Source organism: Butyrivibrio sp. XPD2002 (assembly GCF_000423945.1).
Classification (GTDB): Bacteria; Bacillota; Clostridia; order Lachnospirales; family Lachnospiraceae; genus Butyrivibrio.
The window spans coordinates 17,316-37,807 of sequence record NZ_AUIY01000024.1; the positions used below are offsets into that span (position 1 = coordinate 17,316).

13 protein-coding genes are annotated in these 20,492 nt (G+C 43.8%); all 13 read right to left on the minus strand.

All coding sequences use genetic code 11. The features are described from left to right. Positions 1-34: 34 nt before the first annotated feature. Positions 35-2,185, minus strand: coding sequence for a glycoside hydrolase family 3 C-terminal domain-containing protein (locus G587_RS0112400; protein WP_026492510.1), 2,151 nt, complete (start codon positions 2,183-2,185; stop codon positions 35-37). 41 nt (positions 2,186-2,226) lie between these two features. Beyond that, positions 2,227-4,239 (minus strand): alpha-glucuronidase family glycosyl hydrolase, encoded by a 2,013-nt coding sequence (locus G587_RS0112405; protein ID WP_026492511.1) that lies wholly within the window; start codon positions 4,237-4,239, stop codon positions 2,227-2,229. Positions 4,240-4,320: 81 nt separating this feature from the next. Further along, positions 4,321-6,030: an SGNH/GDSL hydrolase family protein gene (locus G587_RS0112410; RefSeq protein ID WP_026492512.1), complete on the minus strand. Its 1,710-nt coding sequence runs from the start codon at positions 6,028-6,030 to the stop codon at positions 4,321-4,323. Positions 6,031-6,103: 73 nt separating this feature from the next. Beyond that, positions 6,104-7,057, minus strand: coding sequence for a hypothetical protein (locus G587_RS0112415; protein ID WP_026492513.1), 954 nt, complete (start codon positions 7,055-7,057; stop codon positions 6,104-6,106). A gap of 81 nt (positions 7,058-7,138) precedes the next feature. Beyond that, entirely contained in the window at positions 7,139-8,689 is a 1,551-nt protein-coding gene (locus G587_RS0112420) for an ABC transporter substrate-binding protein (protein ID WP_026492514.1), read from the minus strand. Between the two features lie 162 nt (positions 8,690-8,851). Continuing rightward, on the minus strand, positions 8,852-9,889 hold the full coding sequence (locus tag G587_RS0112425; protein ID WP_242830082.1) for a carbohydrate ABC transporter permease: 1,038 nt from the start codon (positions 9,887-9,889) through the stop codon (positions 8,852-8,854). Between the two features lies 1 nt (position 9,890). After that, positions 9,891-10,805: a carbohydrate ABC transporter permease gene (locus tag G587_RS0112430; RefSeq protein ID WP_026492516.1), complete on the minus strand. Its 915-nt coding sequence runs from the start codon at positions 10,803-10,805 to the stop codon at positions 9,891-9,893. 14 nt (positions 10,806-10,819) lie between these two features. Beyond that, entirely contained in the window at positions 10,820-13,393 is a 2,574-nt protein-coding gene (locus G587_RS0112435; protein WP_196812573.1) for a DUF5696 domain-containing protein, read from the minus strand. A gap of 30 nt (positions 13,394-13,423) precedes the next feature. Beyond that, a complete protein-coding gene (locus G587_RS0112440) occupies positions 13,424-14,074 on the minus strand; it encodes a YIP1 family protein (RefSeq protein ID WP_026492518.1) in 651 nt (216 codons plus the stop codon). Continuing rightward, positions 14,074-15,588: a hypothetical protein gene (locus G587_RS0112445; protein WP_196812574.1), complete on the minus strand. Its 1,515-nt coding sequence runs from the start codon at positions 15,586-15,588 to the stop codon at positions 14,074-14,076. Before G587_RS0112445 ends, G587_RS0112440 begins: the two co-directional genes overlap by 1 nt. Positions 15,589-15,637: 49 nt before the next feature. Beyond that, the gene (locus tag G587_RS0112450) at positions 15,638-16,555 is read right to left on the minus strand and encodes a carbohydrate ABC transporter permease (protein WP_081673344.1); all 918 of its coding nucleotides are present in this window, start codon (positions 16,553-16,555) and stop codon (positions 15,638-15,640) included. Between the two features lies 1 nt (position 16,556). Continuing rightward, positions 16,557-17,495, minus strand: a complete 939-nt coding sequence (locus G587_RS0112455) for a carbohydrate ABC transporter permease (RefSeq protein ID WP_026492521.1) — start codon at positions 17,493-17,495, stop codon at positions 16,557-16,559. A 45-nt stretch (positions 17,496-17,540) separates the two neighbouring features. Continuing rightward, positions 17,541-20,486 (minus strand): extracellular solute-binding protein, encoded by a 2,946-nt coding sequence (locus tag G587_RS0112460; RefSeq protein ID WP_026492522.1) that lies wholly within the window; start codon positions 20,484-20,486, stop codon positions 17,541-17,543. Between the last annotated feature and the right edge of the window lie 6 nt (positions 20,487-20,492).

Consider the following 20,492-nt stretch of genomic DNA (forward strand, 5'->3'; position numbering starts at 1 on the left):
AATGGCACCTTCATGATATTTCCGATAATTTATTTTAGATATTCACATCCTCAGCAACACATTTGTGTCCCGTAAGCTCCTCAGAACGGCTATCCGGCTGGGATACACCTGCGTAGAGACGGAATGCCTTTGAAAAGATCTTTCTGTTTCCGTCTTCATCAACTGATGTGAAGGCTCTTGCATTAACAGTTACTGTTATCTCCTTCTCCTCACCGGCCCCTAAGTGTACTCTCTTAAATCCGCAGAGGCAGGGATTCGGGATTGCATCCTGATATTCTGTATCCTTTACATAAAGCTGAACAACATCATCTGTTGCTACGCTGCCACTATTAGCAACGGTAACTTTAACGTTAACTCCGTTAAATTCACTTCCGTCGGGCTTAGTGAACTCGCTCTTAACATCTCCGTTATCAACGTTCTCTACAGCCATGCTCTTTACGCTGCAATCGCCATATGTAAGACCATATCCGAAGGGATAGAGAACCTCGCCCATGAAGTATCTGTAGGTGCGGTTTTTCATGGAGTAATCCTTGAAATCCGGAAGGTCTGCAGATGACTTGTAGAAGGTTACAGGCAGTTTTCCTGAAGGTGAAAGCTCACCAAAGAGCACCTTTGCTACCTCTTCGCCGCCTCTTGCTCCGGGATACCAGGTCTGAAGAACAGCGCCTGCCTTATCCTGTGCTGCTGCAAGGTTAATAGCACTTCCTGACATGTTCACAACAACTGTGGGCTTTCCGCAGTCAAGAACAGCCTTAAGGAGCTGTCTCTGTGACAGAGGAAGGTTAAGGTCGATCTTATCTCCTGATGCAAACTGGTTACCTGTATCGCCCTCTTCGCCCTCAAGTGTCTCATCAAGTCCTACAACTACAACTACTACGTCTGAGTAATCAGCAACCGTAAGAGCTTCTGAAAGTCTGTCAGGCTTGTTGGGGTCAGCAAGACCGCTCACGTTCTCCTTCCAGAGATCGCAGCCCTCTGAATACATTACGCGCATATCATCACCCACATAGTCCTGAATTCCCTCGAGAACAGTTACATATCTTGAGGATGTTCCGTGGTAGTTACCAACAAGTGCTGATCTGGAATTAGCGTTAGGTCCGATCACACCGATTGTTCCGATCTTATCCTTGTTAAGAGGTAAAAGACCATTATTCTTAAGAAGAACCATACTCTCAGCAGCTGCTCTGTGAGCAACGTCAAGGTGCTCCTTGCACTCAACTACTGTGTAGGGAATCTTATCGTATTCTGTCTCGTCGAACATTCCAAGTAAGTATCTTGTTGTGAAAAGACGCTCACAGGAAGCTGTTATCACGCTCTCATCAAGCATTCCTGCTCTATAAGCGTTCATAACCTTCTGGTAGGTACATCCGCAGTTAAGGTCACAGCCTGTCTCAAGAGCAAGCTTTACTGACTCCTCAGGTGCACCTGTAACATGGTGATTTTCATGGAAATCACGGACAGCCCAGCAGTCTGATACATAGTGGCCCTCAAAGCCCCATTTTTTACGGAGATATCCGTTCATGAGCTCCTCGTTTGCACAGCAGGGTTCGTCATTTGTTCTGTTATAGGCACCCATCACTGCCTCGACATCAGCCTCCTTTACGCAGGCTTCGAATGCAGGAAGGTAAGTCTCCTCCAGATCCTTCTTGGAAGCAATAGCGTTGAAGTGATGACGCTCACCCTCGGGACCTGAATGTACAGCAAAATGCTTAGCGCAGGCAGCTGCCTTTAAGTACTCACCATCGCCCTGCATTCCCTTTACGAAGGGAACTGCAAGTCTGCTTGTAAGGAACGGATCCTCACCGTAGGTCTCATGACCTCTTCCCCATCTGGGATCACGGAATATATTTACGTTAGGAGCCCAGAATGTAAGGCCCTTATAAATGTCTCTGTCTCCGCGCTTTGACTGCTCGTTGTACTTAGCGCGACCCTCTATTGCGATGATCTCACCGATGCACTCCATGAGCTCCTCATCAAATGCAGCAGCAAGTCCTATAGCCTGCGGGAACATTGTTGCAGTGCCTGCACGGGCAACACCGTGAAGGGCCTCGTTCCACCAGTTATATGCAGGTATTCCTAATCTGTCTATTGCGGGAGCATCGAATTTGAGCTGTGAAGCCTTTTCCTCCACAGTCATCTTGCTAACGAGTTCCCTAGCCTTTTCTCTAGCCTGTTGTCTGTTCATAACACACCTTTCTACAAGATTACTTGTTTTTTACCCCATAATTAGTAAATTTCTCTTCCCTTTTCATCAGGTATTCCGCTCTTTCTGTAGAAATAGGAGTTTACCTGATCTCTCCATTCCTTGGCGTTTGCTATCTGCATTTCAAATCTGTGACAGACAGATGCAAAAACCTCGGGCTCAACATGAGCTTCAAGTCCTTTCCATGTCTCGAAAAGCTTCTCTGCCTCAGCCTCTCCCTCGAAATGGCTGTCATATATGTACTGAATAAGAGTTCTTTCGTCCTTAAGCTTTCTGTTGTAGGCTATGTGATGGAAAAACAGCAAAAGCTCCTCAGGACATTTATCAGGATCGTTGTAGTTCTCAGCATTTTCCGGATAATACTGCTGTGCATAGCCGGTGCCCTTGTCAGTTCTGTCCACACCGATTCCAAGGTGGTCAGCTCTGTGATAGGTGCCCCATCTTGAGTACTCATAGCCGTCAATGCTCGGTCCGTAGTGCTCGTGAGGTGTTACCATCCAGCCGATTCCCAGAGGGCTTGTGTACTTTTCATAGATCTCTCTGGAATTCATGAGCATGGAAACAAGCTTGTTCGTCTCCTCGCCTTCAAGGTTGAAGGACATCTCAGCCCATTCCTTGGCAATCTCCTCTGAAGAAAGCTCTGTATCATAGGCAAGTCTTCCAAATCCATAGAGATTAGCTGCAGCAAGGTAATTGCCTGTCCAGTTGGCGTTATCTCCTGTATTAATTACAGCAGCCATTCCGGCAAGCTTGTTGCCAAAGGATCTACCACTGACAATATCTGCGACTGTGTCGTTATCCTTTTGACAGTAGGTCTTAAAGTTCAGAACCTCCTTGAACATAGGCATGAGGTAGCACAGATCGATCTGATGTCCTGTGTACTCCTGCGCTATCTGAACCTCCAGCATCTGGTTGGTCTTGGTGAGACCACCGATAAGAGGAGAAATGGGCTCTCTTATCTGGAAATCCATGGGTCCGTTCTTTATCTGCAAAATGACGTTATCAAGGAACTTGCCATCCAGCTCCTTGAAGTAGTCATATCCTGCTCTTGCACGGTCTGTTTTGCGGTCTCTCCAATCCTGAGTGCAGTTGTAAACAAAGCATCTCCAGATAATGATTCCACCATAGGGTGCGATAGCTTTTCCAAGCATATTTGCACCGTCTGCCTGATTTCTTCCATAGGTGAAGGGTCCGGGTCTTCCCTCGGAATCTGCCTTCACAAGGAAGCCTCCAAGAAGGGGCAGCTTTTTATATACTTCTGCGAACTTGTCATCCCACCACTTGATTACGTCCTTATCAAGAGGATCGCAGACAGGGAGATTACCAAGCTCGATAGGTGATGCGAAATTAAGTGAAAGATATAACTTAATACCGTAATCAGCAAAGATTTCTGTGAGCTCTCTTACCTTGTCAAAAAATCTGTCTGTGATGAGGTATGAAGCCGCATCCTTAACATTAACGTTGTTGATAACGATACCGTTTACTGCGACGCTTGCCATGAAACGCACATAGTCTCTGGTTCTGTCGTTGATTACGATGTCGTTGTTCTCATAGAAAAATGACTCTCCGGAATATCCACGCTCGATGCTTCCGTCCATGTTATCCCAGTGGTTCATCATTCTAAGGGGATTAGACGGTTTGCACTCAGCCTTGATAGCATCAATGGCTGTTCCGCGCATGAGTTCACGGATCACGTGGAAAACGCCATATAAGGCTCCATTTTCGTCTGAAGACTCTACCTTGATGGTTTTGCTGTCCGCTTCAATTTTGTAGCTCTCAGCAGCCATAGAATCGTTTTTCGCAATGGTTATTATGTAGGCATTCTCATCAGTGCTCTTTGCATCATCTGCAAAGGTGATTTTCTTATCAAAAAGACCATCAAAAGCCTTTTCAAGCTCGCTCTTAAGGCTCTTTATAACGCGGTTCTCTGCTGAGAAGCCGTCTAAAACAACTGCAATGCTCTCCTTGTCACAGCTTACGTGACCCTTCTTTTTTCCATAGTCGAGCCAGAGCTGGCTCCATGTGGTTTTATTCATCTGTATTCTCCAGTTTATTCCCCTGTGCTGCTCAATACATCATGACATCATGATGTATTGATGTGTATTATGTCGATTTTATTAAACTACTCCGAATCCCAGAATAGTGAACTTCTTTCTCTCATCGCCCTTAGCCATGCGAACCTCTACCTCGTGAAGTCCAACCTCTGCGCCGTTTAAGGCGATTAAAGGATTGCAGTGTGTCCAGCCATTAACGTGAGGATCAACATCCAGTACCTTTCTTCCATCAACGAACACCTCTGCTGTTCCAAAATCAGGCTCTCCTGAGTCTTTATTGATAATGAGCAGCTTCTGGCAGCTGATTTTCATGCGGAAGGGCTCCGGATCATCTGAGCTTCCATCGTAGTACCAGTTATTGGGGAACTCAGCCACAGGTACAACCTCGCTGTCCATCTCAACCATCTGAAGTACCTTGTCTGTTCCTGCAAAAGCACCCTCTGATACCTCTGCGCTGCTGATATCCTTGCGGTCTACGAGATATACCTTCTCGAAATCTGCTCCGATTGCAGGCTCTCTTCCGAGGAGGTCTCCCTCAGCCTCGAACTCTGTGCACTTATCTGCTTCAGCAGTCATCTCCATCAGGCAGTCGCGCATAACCATGTGTCCATAGTTGCTGGGATGATAGATATCATAGAAAAACTGCTTCTTGGATATCACTCTGCCCTCGCCAGGCATAAGACCAAACTGAGGAGTTACTGCATCAAGTACGCTTACCATTGGAATGTCGTATTTTACTCCGACAGGACCAAGTCTGTCCTGAAGGTTCCAGTCGTATGAAAATACTGCAAACAGCAGAACTACTGCCGGCTTCCAGGGAAGTGCAAGACATTTTCTTACAAGACTCTCGTAGCATACGCCCTGTGTCTCATCACCCTCGTCATTTACCGCAAACTCGATAACGATAAGGTCGGGCTTCTCCTTGCCGTCGCGAAGTACATCTCTCTCAAAGCGGATCATTCCAAGCTCTGAAGGTGTTCCACCTACGCCGGCCTTAATGAGATTAACCTTGCCGCCATTGCCATACTTCTCTTCAAAAGCATCAGCGTAAATGCGTGCATAGCACTTCTTATGGATCGGAATGGCTCCTGCACCCTGTGTTATTGAACCTCCGATGAAGGAAAGAGTTACGTCCTCACCGTTTTTAGCCTTCTCAGTAACCTTGTGAAGTCTCTCGAGGTTGCCCTTCTGCATAAGAGATCTGTGAATCATCTCCTTGTATGCGTCTGACTCGAAGTCCACAGCGCTGTCTGTGATCTGCTCGGGAGCTTCGAAGCCGTCATTTAAGTAGAGGCACACATCAACCATGGACTGAATGCCTGATCTGTCATATTCAAATCTGATCTGTCCGGGAACCTTGTCGTTCTCGCACCAGTCAACCTCTGTAAGGTCTATTATCTGCTCTGATCCGTCTGCCACAAAGCTCTTGCTTACTATAGTTGCAGGATCGCCCTGATTATCGCCGTACATCTGTAAAACGAAGGTTACAGTCTCTTTTCTTGTTTCCTCAGTAACGTATACACCGATGCTGTGAACGAGCTTTCTGAAGCCCTCTGCTGTTCCGAGCATCTGAAGGATCTTTTCATCTGTCACGTTGCCCTGAAGCTTTGCAGAATCCTGAAGTCTGCCCATATCCTCATATATGAACTGGATTCCCCTTCCGTCAGGCTGCGGAGCTGCAAAGATCTGCTTATCCTGCATTATGTAAAAAAAAGGTCTTTTCTTTGTCGGGTCTTTGGGGGCTACAGGCCCCTTTCTCTCTTCGGTACTCATGTTCTCCTCTTTCCCAGAGCCATTATATAAACTCTTTTGCGCTAATTAATCTGCCATTTACCGTCCGTTCTGATTACGGCCATCTGCCCGGTCTTGGCTTATTTACAGTAATGATTCCTGAGCTTTCAAGGTTTCTAAGAAGAAGTAATCTTGCTTCTCCCACCTTTTCAGGCTTAAGCATATAAAAACTATAGGTCTCTATAAGTGAAAACAGGTTGCCTGTTCTTCCTTCGATCTTGAAATTATTTATACCCATTGGCACATATTTCTCCCAGATCATCTCGGGGGAAACAAATGTGGAGTATTCCTGAATTGTGTAAATGCAGTTTTTATCACCGTATTCACAGGTCCAGGGCTTAATGGGCTTCTGTTTATCCTTGGGAAGCTTTCTGTTCTCAAGAGTTGTTCTCTGATTTATTGCTATATTTCTATAGTGATCTCCTCTGCGCTTGCAATCCGGTACGCAGCAGGCATTTATAAGCACCTCAAGCTTTTCCTTGTGTTCGATCTTCTCTAAAAGATCCCATTTGTTATTAAGGTTGTAATCGAGAACTACATACTTGTAGTCCTTTTTCATTTCTTCATTAAGCGATTCAACATCGCGAATCTCTTTGCAGGTTGTACTGTTAAAGTGATATGAAGGATATTTTTCCCTAAGATATTTCTCTAAAACCTCTGAAAAGACAAGAACTTCATTCATTCCATTGTCTGCAACCTCCATACAGAAATTACAGAAGGGATCGTCTAAGTCTTCCTCTGTAAGAAGGGGGTTTGTGAATGTATATCTAATCGGAATTCCCTTGGAATTTATGCTTTTTACGACATTTTTAACAAATGCTGCATCGCACTGGTCATTTCCCAAGAAACGTCCTCCGTTCCACAATGCCAGCGGGAAAGCTCCGAAAAATGATGCTATCTCCACTCCTTCTCTAAAATATTCAGGATGCTGCTCCATAAGACTGATCCAAAACATATTAAGCGGATAGTTGTAGCGCAATCCGGGAAGATGAAATTTTACCTTGTCCATATTTTTTACCTCTAGAAATAATAAGGGGCGACCTGTTAAAAGCCGCCCCTCAGATTCTCTACTTATCGAGTTAAGCAGAAATTATTTATTTGCTTCGTCAACGTATGACTTCCATGTATCAGCAATAGCTTCGATCTGCTCAGATACAACACAACCAGGTGTGATGTTCCAGATGAAGTCTGCTCCAACATCCATGTTAGGAATCATGCCGTGGTAAGCAATTGTGCCGTGCTCAGGCTGAGTCATCATTGTGATGGTCTCATCTACAGATCTTGAATCGAAGATACCGTTACGTGCAGTTGAGATATTTCCGTTGTAATCCTCGTAGCCCTCAGGCTGGTTTGTCCAAAGATCCCAAGCGAATGCAAGCTTCCAAGCCTTGTCTGCATCGTAGCAAGCAGGAATAGCAACCGGGTTGTTTGTCCAAACGTTTACGTAATCCTTACCCTTAGGTCCCTTAGGAAACATTACGAAACCAACTTCATCGCTCATATCCTCAAGGAAGTTACCAGGGCATCCTGCGTACTCATCCTCAGGCATGAATGCTGCCTGACCGTTAAGGAACTGCTCTTTGTAGTAATCCCACTCAGCACCCTCAGGGTTAGCAACTTCTGCATCATACTTTGTAAACATATCTACAGTCCACTCAAGAGCTTCAACTGTCTCAGGATTCTCAAGGTCATATGTGTACTTGCCGCTTGCATCCTTACCAACAAGGTCTCCGCCGTTAGAGAAGATTGCCTGTGTTGTCATGTTACCTTCGTTAAGTGTCATACCGTAAACATCGATAACACCGTCGTTATCTGTATCTCTCTGTACCTTGGAAAGGAGATCTGCGAATGCATCCCATGTCCATGTACCATCTGCCTGCATGTCATAGATTGACTCAGGATCGATACCAGCTTCTGTAAGAAGTCTCTTATTGAAATATACACCAGTTCTGGGCTCTGAATAGCCAGCGTACATAGCGTAAACCTTGCCATCCTTAGAGAACTGCTCGTGGAGAAGGTTTCTCTGGAACTTTTCTTTGCTGAAGTCAAGGCAGTCAAGTGATGAAAGATCATACATAAGACCATTTGCCATAGCTGATGTGATAGCCGGATCAGCACGGAGAATCCAGATGTAGTTCTCGTCGCCGCCTGTTGTAGCGTAGTCTACGAAATCTGCAGGTGTTGAACCCCAGTCAGAAATAGCCTGCTGCTTGATTGTGAAGTTGTATGTCTCCTGAGCCCAATCTCTATACTCCTGAAGAGCTTCCTCATAATCGTTAGCGGGTTCTGTCGGATCGCCTGACCACCAGTCACGGATAATGATTTCCATACCGCCGAGATCGATAGGGTTACCATCTGCATCTGTCTTTACTTCATAGAGATCACTGCTCTCGGAAGCATCTGCTTCCTCATCCCCAGCTTCTTCTGTATCAGCAGACTCAGCATCAGCGTCAGCTGACTCCTCTGTTGTCTCAGCAGCATCAGTTGTCTCTTCTGTAGTAGTTGTTTCTTCAGTTGTCTCTGTGGATGTTGCTGTTGAAGCGTCTGTACCATTTGTAGTAGCGCCACAACCAACAGCACTCATAGTCATTGCTGCAAGTGTGATAGCAGCTGTAACTTTTTTGGTTAATGCCCTTTTCATTTTTGTCCTCCTTTGATTGAGATTTTTCATCTCTGTTTTTTGTTATATAGAAGCCATCTGCCCCGGCGCATTCCCGGGTGCAACCAGGGCAAATGGGCATTCCCTGATAAGAAAAAAATATTTATTTACTTCTTCGCCTCCCTATTAGCGCAAGAAGATTTTTTACATCTTAATACCTGTATTAGCAATACTCTCAACAAATGCTCTCTGTGCGAAGAGATACAGGATGATCAAAGGCATGATGATCATAAGTGTACCTGTTGCAAGGATACAGTTTGAATAAGCAACTGAAACAGTTGTCTTAACACCGTTGATACGCTGGATATAAGCACCAAGACTATCAATAATTCTTGAAAGGCTTGTACTTACAAGCTTTGTATTTCCAAGGAACAATCTTGAGTAGAATCCGTCTGTCCACTGCCATACGAAAGCGAACAGGAAGCATGATGTGATCGGCGGCTTAGCCTGAGGAAGCATGATACTTACGAAGGTCTTAAGCATTCCGCATCCATCAACGTATGCTGCTTCTTCAAGGTCAACAGGAAGTCCTCTGAAGAACTGTCTGATGATGAAGATGTACAGTCCGTTCTTAAGTCCCATACAACCGGCACTCATAAGGTAATAAGGAATTGCTGAACCTCTGAGGTTCAATGTGCTGCCTGTTGTAAGCTTCACCAGACCTAAGATATCAAAGAATCTGAAGTGCAGATGAAGTGAACTTGCGATTGTCTGCGGCGGAATCAGAATTACAAGGATTACTGCTGCAAACCAGAACTTTTTCAGCGGGAAATCAAATCTTGCAAATCCATATCCAACAAGTGTGCAGACTGTAATCTGCAGTATAGCGATTGTAAGAGCTACAATTATTGAATTAACAAGTGCCTGGCTGTAGCTCATGAGCTCAGCAGCAAGCTTGTAGTTCGCAGTTGTGAAGTGCTCCGGTATTGCTATAACGATAGGATTGTACAAATCCTGCTCTGTCATGAAGCTGACGGATATTTTGTTTAAGATGGGCTGGAGAATCATGAAGCACATTCCAAAGAGAAGAATGAATCTTACGATGCTCACGCCAATATCCATTATACGCTTTTGTAAGAGATATCCACCTGAAAGTCTGTTTCTTTCCCAAAAATCTCTGTCTGCGTGGACGTTTGTATTCTTTTTGTTTTTCTTGGCACTCATTTTCTGTGCTAATGCCATATCAGTCATAGTAATAAACTCCCTTCGAGATAACAAGAGATGTGATTCCGACAAATGCAAGTACGACTAAGAAATAAATCCAGGACATTGCTGAAGCATTACCGTACTGCATCTGCTCAACCATAACCTTCTGAATCTTCTCGATAACGCCGTTATCAGAACGCATACAGAAATCAACTACTGTGTAAAGCCAGTTAACAAGGAACAGTGAACTGATCATGGGGAAAGTGATCTTCCAAAGGCTCTCCCACTTTGTACATCCCTCGATATCAGCTGCTTCGTACATACTAGATGATATGCTCTGAAGACCTGAAAGAAAGATGATGATCTGGATACCTGATGCTATTGCTACATCATAGATGTTATCAATAACCTCGAATACCTTTTCATAGGCTCTTACACCGACTCCGGCTGTACGGAGGATGCTCTCAAGAGCTGCTGTAACGCTGACTCCCTGTGTTGTCTGCTCAATTGTCTGTGCAAGGGATGCCATAAGCTGGTTGTTTGACTCAAGTCCTACGATTACACCTGATGAAAGGATAACCGGAAGGAAGAATATTGCTCTTACCAGTGCACGTCCCTTGAACTTCTGGTTGAGAACCAGAGCTACAAAGAAACTAAATACAATGATTGCCAGTGAATATACAATCATTCTGGAGAGTTCTTCTACCAGCAGTCTTGTAAACTCGGGATCTACTCTGAAGGCATATACGAAATTGGTAATTCCAACCCATGTCTCCTTAAAGTCTCCGGCTCCAAGCTCAACGCTGCAAAAACTCATATGAAGTGACTGCCAAAGGGGCTTTATCATAAATACCAGAAAGCCGATGATAAAAGGTGCTATGAATACATATCCGGCCTTCGCTTTTCTCTTTTGCAGTCCTACAATTTTCTTCTTTTGCTTCTGCTTTTCCATAAAACCATTTCCTCTCATCTGACAACCAGATAATCTCTGGCAGGAACTGTCTTTCCGTCGGGTGTCTGTGCATCACTGTAACCGTAATTCACATAGACATTTGTTCCATCCGCATACTGTGTGCGGGATAAATCTTCTGTGATATTCTCGTGGTCAACCATTTCCTGATTGAAGGTGTGGCCGAGCTCTTTGTTGTATCTGGTGTAGATATCAACCATCTTATCCTTCCATGCTGAGTAGGTTGCTCCGTAATAATCTGTGTAAAGTGTCTTCTGTGTTGCGAAGGAAGACTCATTCATGAATGTGAAGTGCAATCCTGCGCCGTATTCAGCACTGTAGAGAACTTCGTTTTCCTGATTTCCACCGATGTTGATTGAATCACCTGTGTAATTAACTCTGCCGTGAACAGCTATCTGGTAGAAAGGAACACACTGATCAAGGATTGTATACTCACTTCCTCTTAAATCCATTCCTGTAACCATGCTTGCATAAGGAACTGCATAGTCATTACCCATGTTGATCATTATCGGAGTGCCTTCGCTCTGAACCTTCTTAAGCTCTTCTTCCTGAAGGCCCTTAACACTCTGTCTGCTCTGGATGTTCTTTCTGTAAAAATCTGATGAAAGATCTTTACCGATATCCTGGTAAGAAACGCCTGCTCCATAGGAAGCTGCTGTACCAGCGAACTTATCAGCGATGCTCATTGCCAGCTTTGTATGTAAGAGGTAATACAGATGATCTGAATTTTCTCTCTGTGCATAGGTTATGTGGCTGTACTCATAGAGCTTTGCCTGTTCCTTACTGATAAACTTAGCGGCATCTCTGTAGGAGAAGAATCCGTCAAGCAGATTAGAATCATTCGCATACTGTGTTATTCCATCGAGGTAAACCTTTGAACCTGTCTCCTCTCCGGTTTTTACAAGGTTCTTAAGATCCTTCTTGCTTCCAAGTGCTCCGATTGTCTTAGCGGATTTAAGTAACTTCTGATCAACACCGCCGTTACACCAACCGGTGAGCTTAACTGACATATTCTCTACGCCGCTATCGCTAAGCTCCTTAACAATGTTACTTGCTTCATTGTAGCTTGTAAGCTTTAAAGGTCTCTTTACAGGTAAGCCAAGGATCTGCTTTACCTTATCAATAGCTCCGACAATTTCAATTGCTACGGGAGCGCTTGTGTCTGAATTCATTGAAAGAGAATCGCCGTATTTATCCTGTAAATATGTGCCATACTCTTTTGCCATGTCTACATAGCTGCCTGAGTTGATGAATGTGTATCTTCTTGTAAGTGTCTCATCCGGAAGTGAAGGAACATACTCGTATACTTCACTGTTTGCGATATCACCTACATCATACTTTTCTCTCTGGCAAATGCTGTAGACTGCATTTACATAGTTGTAACTGTTGTTTTTACCACTTATGTCTGCCTGAATGGAAGCATAAGGGCTACCATCTTCAAGTACACAGATGAAGGAATCATTTCCCTCAGCTACACCGAATACTCCGTAATATGCTCTGGTGTTATGTACTACCGCATCTCTGCTAAGACACATATCCCATCCATATACATTTGTATAGTAGCTGCTCTGTGATACCTTGCCGTTGTTGAAGTTGATTGTTGCTCCGCCGCCTTCGGGTACGAGCATGTAACCTTCTTCATCCTGTCCGCCTGCTCCGAAATAAGGGAGAGGAGTAAGTGTATAGATCGGTGAATCTGATTTATACTGAAGGTCCTTCATGGGAACCTCAACAACAAGATCATTTCCATCAAGCTTGTAAATAACGCTTACGTTGAATACCGGCTTGTCTGAATCCTTTACTGAAAGGTCATTTGCTTTATCAGCCTGGAAATCATCGTATGTATATCCGGCTTCTTCAAATGCCTTTTCCATCTTCTTTCTAACGTTTTCCTTTGTCTTATCACGAAGAACATAGATTACGTTGTCTGCAAGAAGAGGATAGTTTGCAAGGAGCTCATCCTTGTTGGCCTCATCCTTTTTACCAAGCTTGTTGATATCGTACTTTTTGTAGTACTGCTGGATAAAGTTAACTGCTTCCTTATCCATCTTATCAAGCCAGCCATCAAGGGCATCCTTTGTAATTACAGGTGGTATTACATATTCCTTGATTACATCACCGAGTGAGTAATCTACTCTGATGGAATCACCATCCTGTGTAATGTTGTAAATCTGATTTGAAGTACTGTATGCAAAGGTGTTATATGTTGTTTCAAGTCCTGTAACCACTGAATATGACATGATCAGAGGTGACTGAAGATTTGCTTTCTCCTCAGGAAGTGCAACCGCATCATTTGCTGCGTTGTCAGGATTTGACTTCCACACCTTTCCGGTCTCTTTAACAGTTAATGTAAACTGTGTTGTAACCGGATCCATCTCAAGCTTTAACTTGTCGTTCTCAAGGACTACTGTGTCCTCTCCGCCTTCATAAGAATACGGTACGACAGCTTCCTGTGTATCACTGGCATTTTTATGATTTATTATGAAAAGTACGGCAATCAGTATTAAAACGCATATGATAACAGGTGCTATTAAGCCTTTTAAAAACTGCCATATTTTCTCTTTCTTCATATCTTTCATGTCTGCTCCCATCCGTAATTCCTATAGTCGGAACAAAAATTCCTTACCCAGAGAGATAAAGTAGGAAACTCCCTGAGATATCATACTGAAGAAGATCATCAGTATGAAGATCATAACAAGCATTGCAAAAAGTGTTGCAACCGTGAATAAAAGGTTCTTTCCAGCTGAGTACTCATGAATCTGTCCCATTGCTGCTATAACCAGGAGTGCTGCCCACACAAGTGATATCGCACTTACCATGGCGTAAAACTCAGCTTCATCTACGGTAACGAAGTTACTGAATAACATCAGCGGGAACTGGATCAGCGGATACGGCGTAAGCGCATAGCACGTTGCCATATAAACCTGTCCTAGTCGCCCCTTACCATCGAATAGAGTGGTAAGCCCCCAGTTTCCTACAACCCAGAGAGCCAGCGGAAACAGTATACTTGCTACATATAGGAATATATTCAAGTCTTCCCAGTAAACTACCAGGAAAATGAAGCTCGTGTATCTAAGCTTGAGTATTCTTATAAGTATTGTTGCTATAAGAATAGTGTTGGCTGCTGCGTAGGTTCCTCTTTTTTCATGTGTCAGATCCCAAAATCCGTCAAGCGGATGGGTGATACAGTATAAAGCGAACTTCAGCGAGTCTATATATCGATCATATTTATCTTTTGCGATAGCTGCCATTATTTTTCTCCGTCCTGTACATTCATGAAAATATCTGCAGTGTCAATCTCATGTTTTATCTTCTTGACTCTTCCGATTCCCAAAGGAATAAGGAACAGTGCCAGAATAACCACTACAATCAAAACAATATGATCTTCAACCCATATCTTTCGATACTGCTTATATGCCTTTGAGTAGTTCTCTCTGTCATACTTGAGCTCAAAGTACTCCATTGCCTCTTTATACTGCTTCTGGCGAAGAAGTGATCTTCCGATTCCTATATAAGCAAGATCGTAGTTACCATTCTGCTTCATTACGTTTTCCCAGGACTCACCTGACTCAGCGTACTGTCCCTGGTCAAACTGTTCTATTGCATCGTATACCAACTGTCCGAACTCTGTAGGTACGAAAACAGTGATTGAATTATCAAGTGCATCTACTACATAGAGGTCATGACCTATGTGGTCAATTGCTGTAGGTCTTCTGAAGTAACCGTTCATGTTACCGTTTCCGCCGTAGCAGAATACTATGTGACCCTGATCGTCATATCCGAAGCATCTTCCGCGGTTTCTGTCGAGACATACATAGATGTCATTGTCCATGACAGTTACGTCAGTGAAGATTGAAAGTCCTTCATAACCACCGCCGGATCCCCAGTAAAGATCTCCGAGTACGCCCCATTCTCCGTTGTTGACGAGAATGTCGTTACCAAGAAGATTAAGCTTTCTTACTGCACAATCTGTATCGGAAGCCTTATCCTTGTTAAGGGCCATTGTCGCATATATGAAGCCTTCATAATCCATGTAGATGTTCTCATACTCTGTAGGAACGAAGGATTCCATCTTTGCTCTCTGTTCCTGAGAAGCGAACTTCTTCCAGATATAATCTGTCCAATCGAATTTAACCTTGGTAGCTCCTACAAATCCTGAGAATGTTCCGTCAGCCTCATACTTGATGAGACCTTTGTTAATTCCTGTAGCTATGCAGTACACACGGCCTGCAGTATCGATTGCGAGCTTTTTAGGCTGGAATACAAGGCTGGGATCAAGAGTATTATCAACAGGCTTTGTAAACTCCATTACGTAGTTCAGATCCTTATCAAGCTTTAATACTCTGGCATTTCCCTGATCTGCTATATAGAAATCGCCTTCTTTCGAAACCGCTACGTCTGTAGGGTTTGAAAATGTCTTAACCTCTGTATCTCCCTCGAAGGAATCGATTATTCTTAAAACCTCAAGTTTTTCAGCTGAATCTCTCTTAAGCTCCAGAATTCTGTTATTTCCGCTATCACAAAGGTAGATCAGATCTCCGTATGTGAAGATTCCGTCAGGGTTATTCAGATTAGTATCAAGTCCCAGGTCTGCACCGGTAAATACCTTACAAACTCCGTAGAAATCAGGGCTTTCCTGAACATCTCCCCACCAGTCGTAATTATAGGTGTATCCATATTCACCTGCATATGCCGTTAAAGGAGTGGCAGTGATCACCATCAGTCCTGCAAATATTGCAGCTGCTCCCTTTACGATTTTTTTCATAGTCTGCATAACTAACACCTTTCCAAATGTGGTATGGTAATGTATTTCATCAATCCTTAAGACCTGAACTAGCCATTGTCTCGAGGATCTGGCTCTGTGAGAATACAAAGATGATAATCGGAACGATCATTACTACAACCAGTACGGCTGCACCCTGACCTGTTCTTGCGATACCACCACTCTGAATCTGCTGAAGGGCAAATACCAGAGTCTTCTTCTCCTCTGAGTAGATAAAGGTTGCTGCTCTGTCGTTCCAGAGTCTCTGCACCGAGAAGATGATAAGTGTCATCCATGCGGGCTTAACGTTCGGCATTACGATTCCTGCGAATACCTTCCACTCATTAGCACCATCAATCTTAGCAGCTTCAATAAGTGATGTCGGAAGACCTTCCATGAACTGCTTCATAAGGAAGAGTCCCATCGGTGCTGCGAAAGCAGGTACTATGATTGCCCAGTGGGTATCGATCCATCCCAGCTTGTTTAATATGATGTAGTTCGGGATAGCTGTTACATATCCGGTGAACATCATTGCTACAGTAACGATTTTGAAGAATGTCTGATTTCCGGGGAACTCATACTTAGCAAGTACGAATGCCGCCATGGAGGAAATAATCAGATGTCCAAAAGTTCCTACAAATGTGATAAATACTGTATTGAACAGGTATCTTGAGAAAGTTACCCAGGATTTACCCATTGTTACAAACAGATCCGAGAAGTTATCAAGTGTCGGATGTTTAGGGAAAATCGTCGGAGGGAACTTAAACAGTTCATCCAAAGGCTTCAAGGCACTGCTCACCGCGTATACGATCGGGAATGCCATGATCACAGCTACCAGAATCAGGAACAAGTAGAGGAAAAAGTCACCCCATATGGATCTGTTAGGCTTCCTCTTTTTGATCAGTTTCTTACGGTAAACCTGTTCCTTCTCCGCTTTTTCAATTTTCTTCTTGTTATTATCTTTACTCATGTCAGGTTCCCACTCTCCTCAAGAGACTTTGAATTGCTTTATTACATAAGATCATCATCAGGAACAGGATAGTTGCGATTGCACATGCATATCCCATTTCATATCTCTGTGAACCGTAGTCGATAAGATGCGCTACGATTGTTCTTGCTGCGTAATCCGTACTGGGGAATCCGCAGAGCTGCATTGTTACATCAGCTACGTTAAATGCCTGTGTGATTGACATAACCGCACCGAACATAAGCATAGGCTTCATGTTGGGAAGTGTTATGAACCAAAGCTCCTGCCAGCGGTTCTTTACGCCATCCATGTAACCGGCTTCGAACTGGGATCTGTCTACACCCTGAAGACCAGCTACGAATGAAAGGAATCCTGATCCCAAGCTCATCCAGAGGATAACCAGCATACAGATAGGAAGCATATACTGAGGATTTACGAGCCAGAGGATCGGTGTATCAATTATTCCCCATTTCATTAAAAGAGCATTTACATGTCCGTAAGCATCACCTCTGAACAGTACGGCGAAGATTACGAAACAGTTTCCCGCGATTGACGGTGCGTAAAACACCATGACCGCTATACTTCGTACCCATCTCGGCAATTCATTTATCAGCCAGGCAAAAAGGAAGGACATTATATAGCCAAGGGGTCCGGTAATCACAGCAATCAATAAAGTGTTCTTCACACCGATTAGGAAGATATCGTCCTGCAGAATCAGGCTGATGTAATTCTGCAGTCCAATAAATCGCGGTGCTTCCAATACGTTGTAATATGTAAAACTAAAGTATATGGATGCCAAAACCGGAAAAACATAAAACATTGTGAACAAAATCGCGTAGGGTGCCAGAAAGAGATAGCACATTTTTCGATTTTTAGCCTTTTTATATGCCACCTTTGCTTCGTGCTTTCGCAAGGTGATATATTTTTGAAGATACTCTTTCATTCTTTCTCTCCTAAATTTCTCGGGATATTGTGCTCATGCCATTTGTTATTCCAGTGGCATTCCAAACTCTTTCCTCTTCTTAATGATCTCTTCATCAATGAAGATCGAGTAGTCAATTATCGCTTCACGGGAATCAACTTTGTCGTTTATAACCTTTCGAATTGCGTTTGCAATGTGTCGTCCGGTGAAGTATCCGCCGGGAACCTCTCTGATTCCAACGGTCTGATCCCACTGCTTATCAAGTACTTCTATATCATTTGTGCTCCAGGAGAGATTTCTGAATGCATCTCTGTTCGCTGTAGCATATCTTGCAGATGAACCAAGGAGTGCCTCGATCTCTCTACCAAATCTTACCTGTGTATCAGGCTCTGCCCACCACTTCATGAATTCCCATGACTTATTGCGAAGCTCTTCATCCTCTTCTCTGATCATCATGGTTGCACTACCTGTGATGAAGTCTGAACAATCTATTGTTCCGTCTGCCTGCTCTGTTCCGGGAATCAGTGTGAAATCCCAGAGGCCTCTGATCTCAGGCGCTGATACCATAAGTGTGTTATAGGTTGAATAAGGAGCTACACCTATCGGCATCTCACCGGATCTGAATCTGCTGACGAAGTCATAAATTACAGGAAGACCATAGTCATTAAAGTATCTTACATACTCATCGAATGCCTTAACACCTGCCTCGGTATTAACCGTTGTCTTGGTGCCTGCCTCGTTGTACATATCTCCACCGTTCTGATAGAGAAGTGAGAAGTACATTGAAAGGTCAGGAGCGTTCGACATGATTGATGTTGAAGCTGTTGCTGTTGAACTGTTACCTGCTGCGGTAGGAATACCAACTGAGAGGTTGTGACCCTGAATTGTGGGCATCATCTCTATAAGTTCCTGCCATGTCTTAGGAGGCTCAAGTCCAAGCTCTTCAAGTACGTCCTTTCTATAGAACATAACGTTGAAGGTCTGTGTCTCAGGAACACCGTAAATGTGTCCGTCGAGACGGTACTGCTCGTATGAACTCTCTGAATAGTGAGCCATTACATCCTGCCAGCCATCGAACTGAGTAATATCCTCAGCTGCACCACGGAGCGCGTAGTTTACAGGCTGATCTGCACCTACGGAAAGAACTACGTTCGGTCCTCTTCCTGCAAGTACTGCATTAAGAAGTGCATCAGGAGCAACGATTTCTACGTTAACCTTAACTCCGGTCTCAGGTGTGAAGGAATCATCTACCATTGACTTAAGGATTGTACCCTGGTCACGACCTGTAAGGATCCAAACCTTTACTACCTTATCTGAACCATTTGCATCATATACGTCACCGACTGAGTTATAGTCCACGAAGAATGATGCAACGAAAGATGCGACCTCATGTCCGGCTTTACTAAAGAAGTTAGCCTTATCCTTCTTAGGTGTAACACCTGTTCCGCTTACTACCAGGTAGTCTACATCAAGCTTTGTATCACTCATGTTAAGTGATGCTGTACCAAGAGCTGTGATGTTATCCTTGAAGGATACGAACTCAGTTGTTATTTTCTGAGGCTTTTCAACAAATCTCTCAAGCTGCTGAGCTACTGTCTGTGCAGAAGCAATCTGATCTGCTTTCTGACCGGTAAACTCTGTCATTTCATCAACTATCCTGTAAAGACGTTTTGATTCAAGATCCATAGCTTCCATGATCTCAGGATAGGTTTTATCAATGTGATAATCTCTGTAGATATCCGGGTTAACACCTGTGTAAACCAGGATTCTTCTGTATATCTGATTAAGTCTGAAGGTTGAATCCTCAAGTTCCTGAAGGATATGACCAACACCACCAAGAGTAGCTTCAAGTCTTAATGTGTGTGTACCCTTTGTCAGATATATGTTGTAGGGTGTTCCGTTTTCATCTGCAAGTTCAAGGCAGTTCCAATCGTTTTCAAACGGGAAGGATACTTCATTAAGTTCATCAAAAGGAACCTCTCCGTCGATAAGAACCTTTCTACTTGATACAACGCCTCGTGAGTAGTTCTGGCGTCCCTTGATCATTATGTTATAAAGACCATCTTCGGGAACTTCCATATCCCACTCAATCCACTGTCCTGAACTTCTCCAGGTATCTCCTCCTACGTAGTTCAGAACTGTGTGTGTAACACTGTTAGGAACAGTTGTTGGTGAAGATCTGTCATATTTTGCATAAAGTGAAGATTCTGATCTTAATGTTGAATTTTCACCCTGGATTGTCTGAATGTAAGTCTTAGCTGCATCTGAGCCTTCTTTTCCGGCAACCTCTGCAGAATACTCTTCATAGGTCTTAGCCTTCTCAATTGCCTTTACCTGAAGCTCTGCGATAAGCATCGGCTCGTTCTCAGCTTCAAATGTAAGGATGTTCTCACCCTGTTCGAAGTAGAACTGGTAGGGATCTGTGATGAATCCCATGTCATCTCTGAAGTAAGCTGTCTGCCAGTCAAATACCTCTTTCTGTGTAGGTCTTATCTCATTACCCTGATTGTCGACCTTAACATCTCCGCCATCTGCCCAGATTCTTGTGAATGTGATGTTCTTTGCATCTTCGAAAGGAGCTTCACCATTTATGAAAACTGATCTCTCAGCTGCAACACCTCTTGACTCGGGAAGATAGTACTTCATATAGAGATAATACATTCCTGCTTTAGGAACATTGACTTTCCAAGTCACCTTAGAACCTGTTCCTGTGTAAAGAGCTTTTTCTACATCTCCCTCAGGATTGCCCTCTTCGTGAACCTCTCCCTCGCTCTCGACATTTAAAACGTCTACGTCGATTGACTCGCTTGGTCTGTCTGTATCAGCATGTCCGTTCAGGTAATTGGTATAAGTACCTGTTCGCTCCATACCCTCGACATCTTTTGTAAGATCTGTACCTTCGTATTTATCATGGAAGGTTTCTATCCCTCTCATGGATAACAGCACACATATCACTGCGATGGCTGCTACCACACCAACTACTATTAATAATGTTCTGGAAGTCTTTTTCATGTTATC

What these genes read in the sequence shown, in the direction of transcription:
- G587_RS0112460 (WP_026492522.1), bottom strand. Translation starts at nt 20,486, where the DNA reads ATGAAAAAGACTTCCAGAACATTATTAATAGTAGTTGGTGTGGTAGCA.
- G587_RS0112440 (WP_026492518.1), bottom strand. Translation starts at nt 14,074, where the DNA reads ATGGCAGCTATCGCAAAAGATAAATATGATCGATATATAGACTCGCTG.
- G587_RS0112430 (WP_026492516.1), bottom strand. Translation starts at nt 10,805, where the DNA reads ATGGAAAAGCAGAAGCAAAAGAAGAAAATTGTAGGACTGCAAAAGAGA.
- G587_RS0112415 (WP_026492513.1), bottom strand. Translation starts at nt 7,057, where the DNA reads ATGGACAAGGTAAAATTTCATCTTCCCGGATTGCGCTACAACTATCCG.
- G587_RS0112425 (WP_242830082.1), bottom strand. Translation starts at nt 9,889, where the DNA reads ATGGCATTAGCACAGAAAATGAGTGCCAAGAAAAACAAAAAGAATACA.
- G587_RS0112405 (WP_026492511.1), bottom strand. Translation starts at nt 4,239, where the DNA reads ATGAATAAAACCACATGGAGCCAGCTCTGGCTCGACTATGGAAAAAAG.
- G587_RS0112450 (WP_081673344.1), bottom strand. Translation starts at nt 16,555, where the DNA reads ATGAGTAAAGATAATAACAAGAAGAAAATTGAAAAAGCGGAGAAGGAA.
- G587_RS0112410 (WP_026492512.1), bottom strand. Translation starts at nt 6,030, where the DNA reads ATGAGTACCGAAGAGAGAAAGGGGCCTGTAGCCCCCAAAGACCCGACA.
- G587_RS0112445 (WP_196812574.1), bottom strand. Translation starts at nt 15,588, where the DNA reads ATGAAAAAAATCGTAAAGGGAGCAGCTGCAATATTTGCAGGACTGATG.
- G587_RS0112400 (WP_026492510.1), bottom strand. Translation starts at nt 2,185, where the DNA reads ATGAACAGACAACAGGCTAGAGAAAAGGCTAGGGAACTCGTTAGCAAG.
- G587_RS0112455 (WP_026492521.1), bottom strand. Translation starts at nt 17,495, where the DNA reads ATGAAAGAGTATCTTCAAAAATATATCACCTTGCGAAAGCACGAAGCA.
- G587_RS0112420 (WP_026492514.1), bottom strand. Translation starts at nt 8,689, where the DNA reads ATGAAAAGGGCATTAACCAAAAAAGTTACAGCTGCTATCACACTTGCA.
- G587_RS0112435 (WP_196812573.1), bottom strand. Translation starts at nt 13,393, where the DNA reads ATGAAGAAAGAGAAAATATGGCAGTTTTTAAAAGGCTTAATAGCACCT.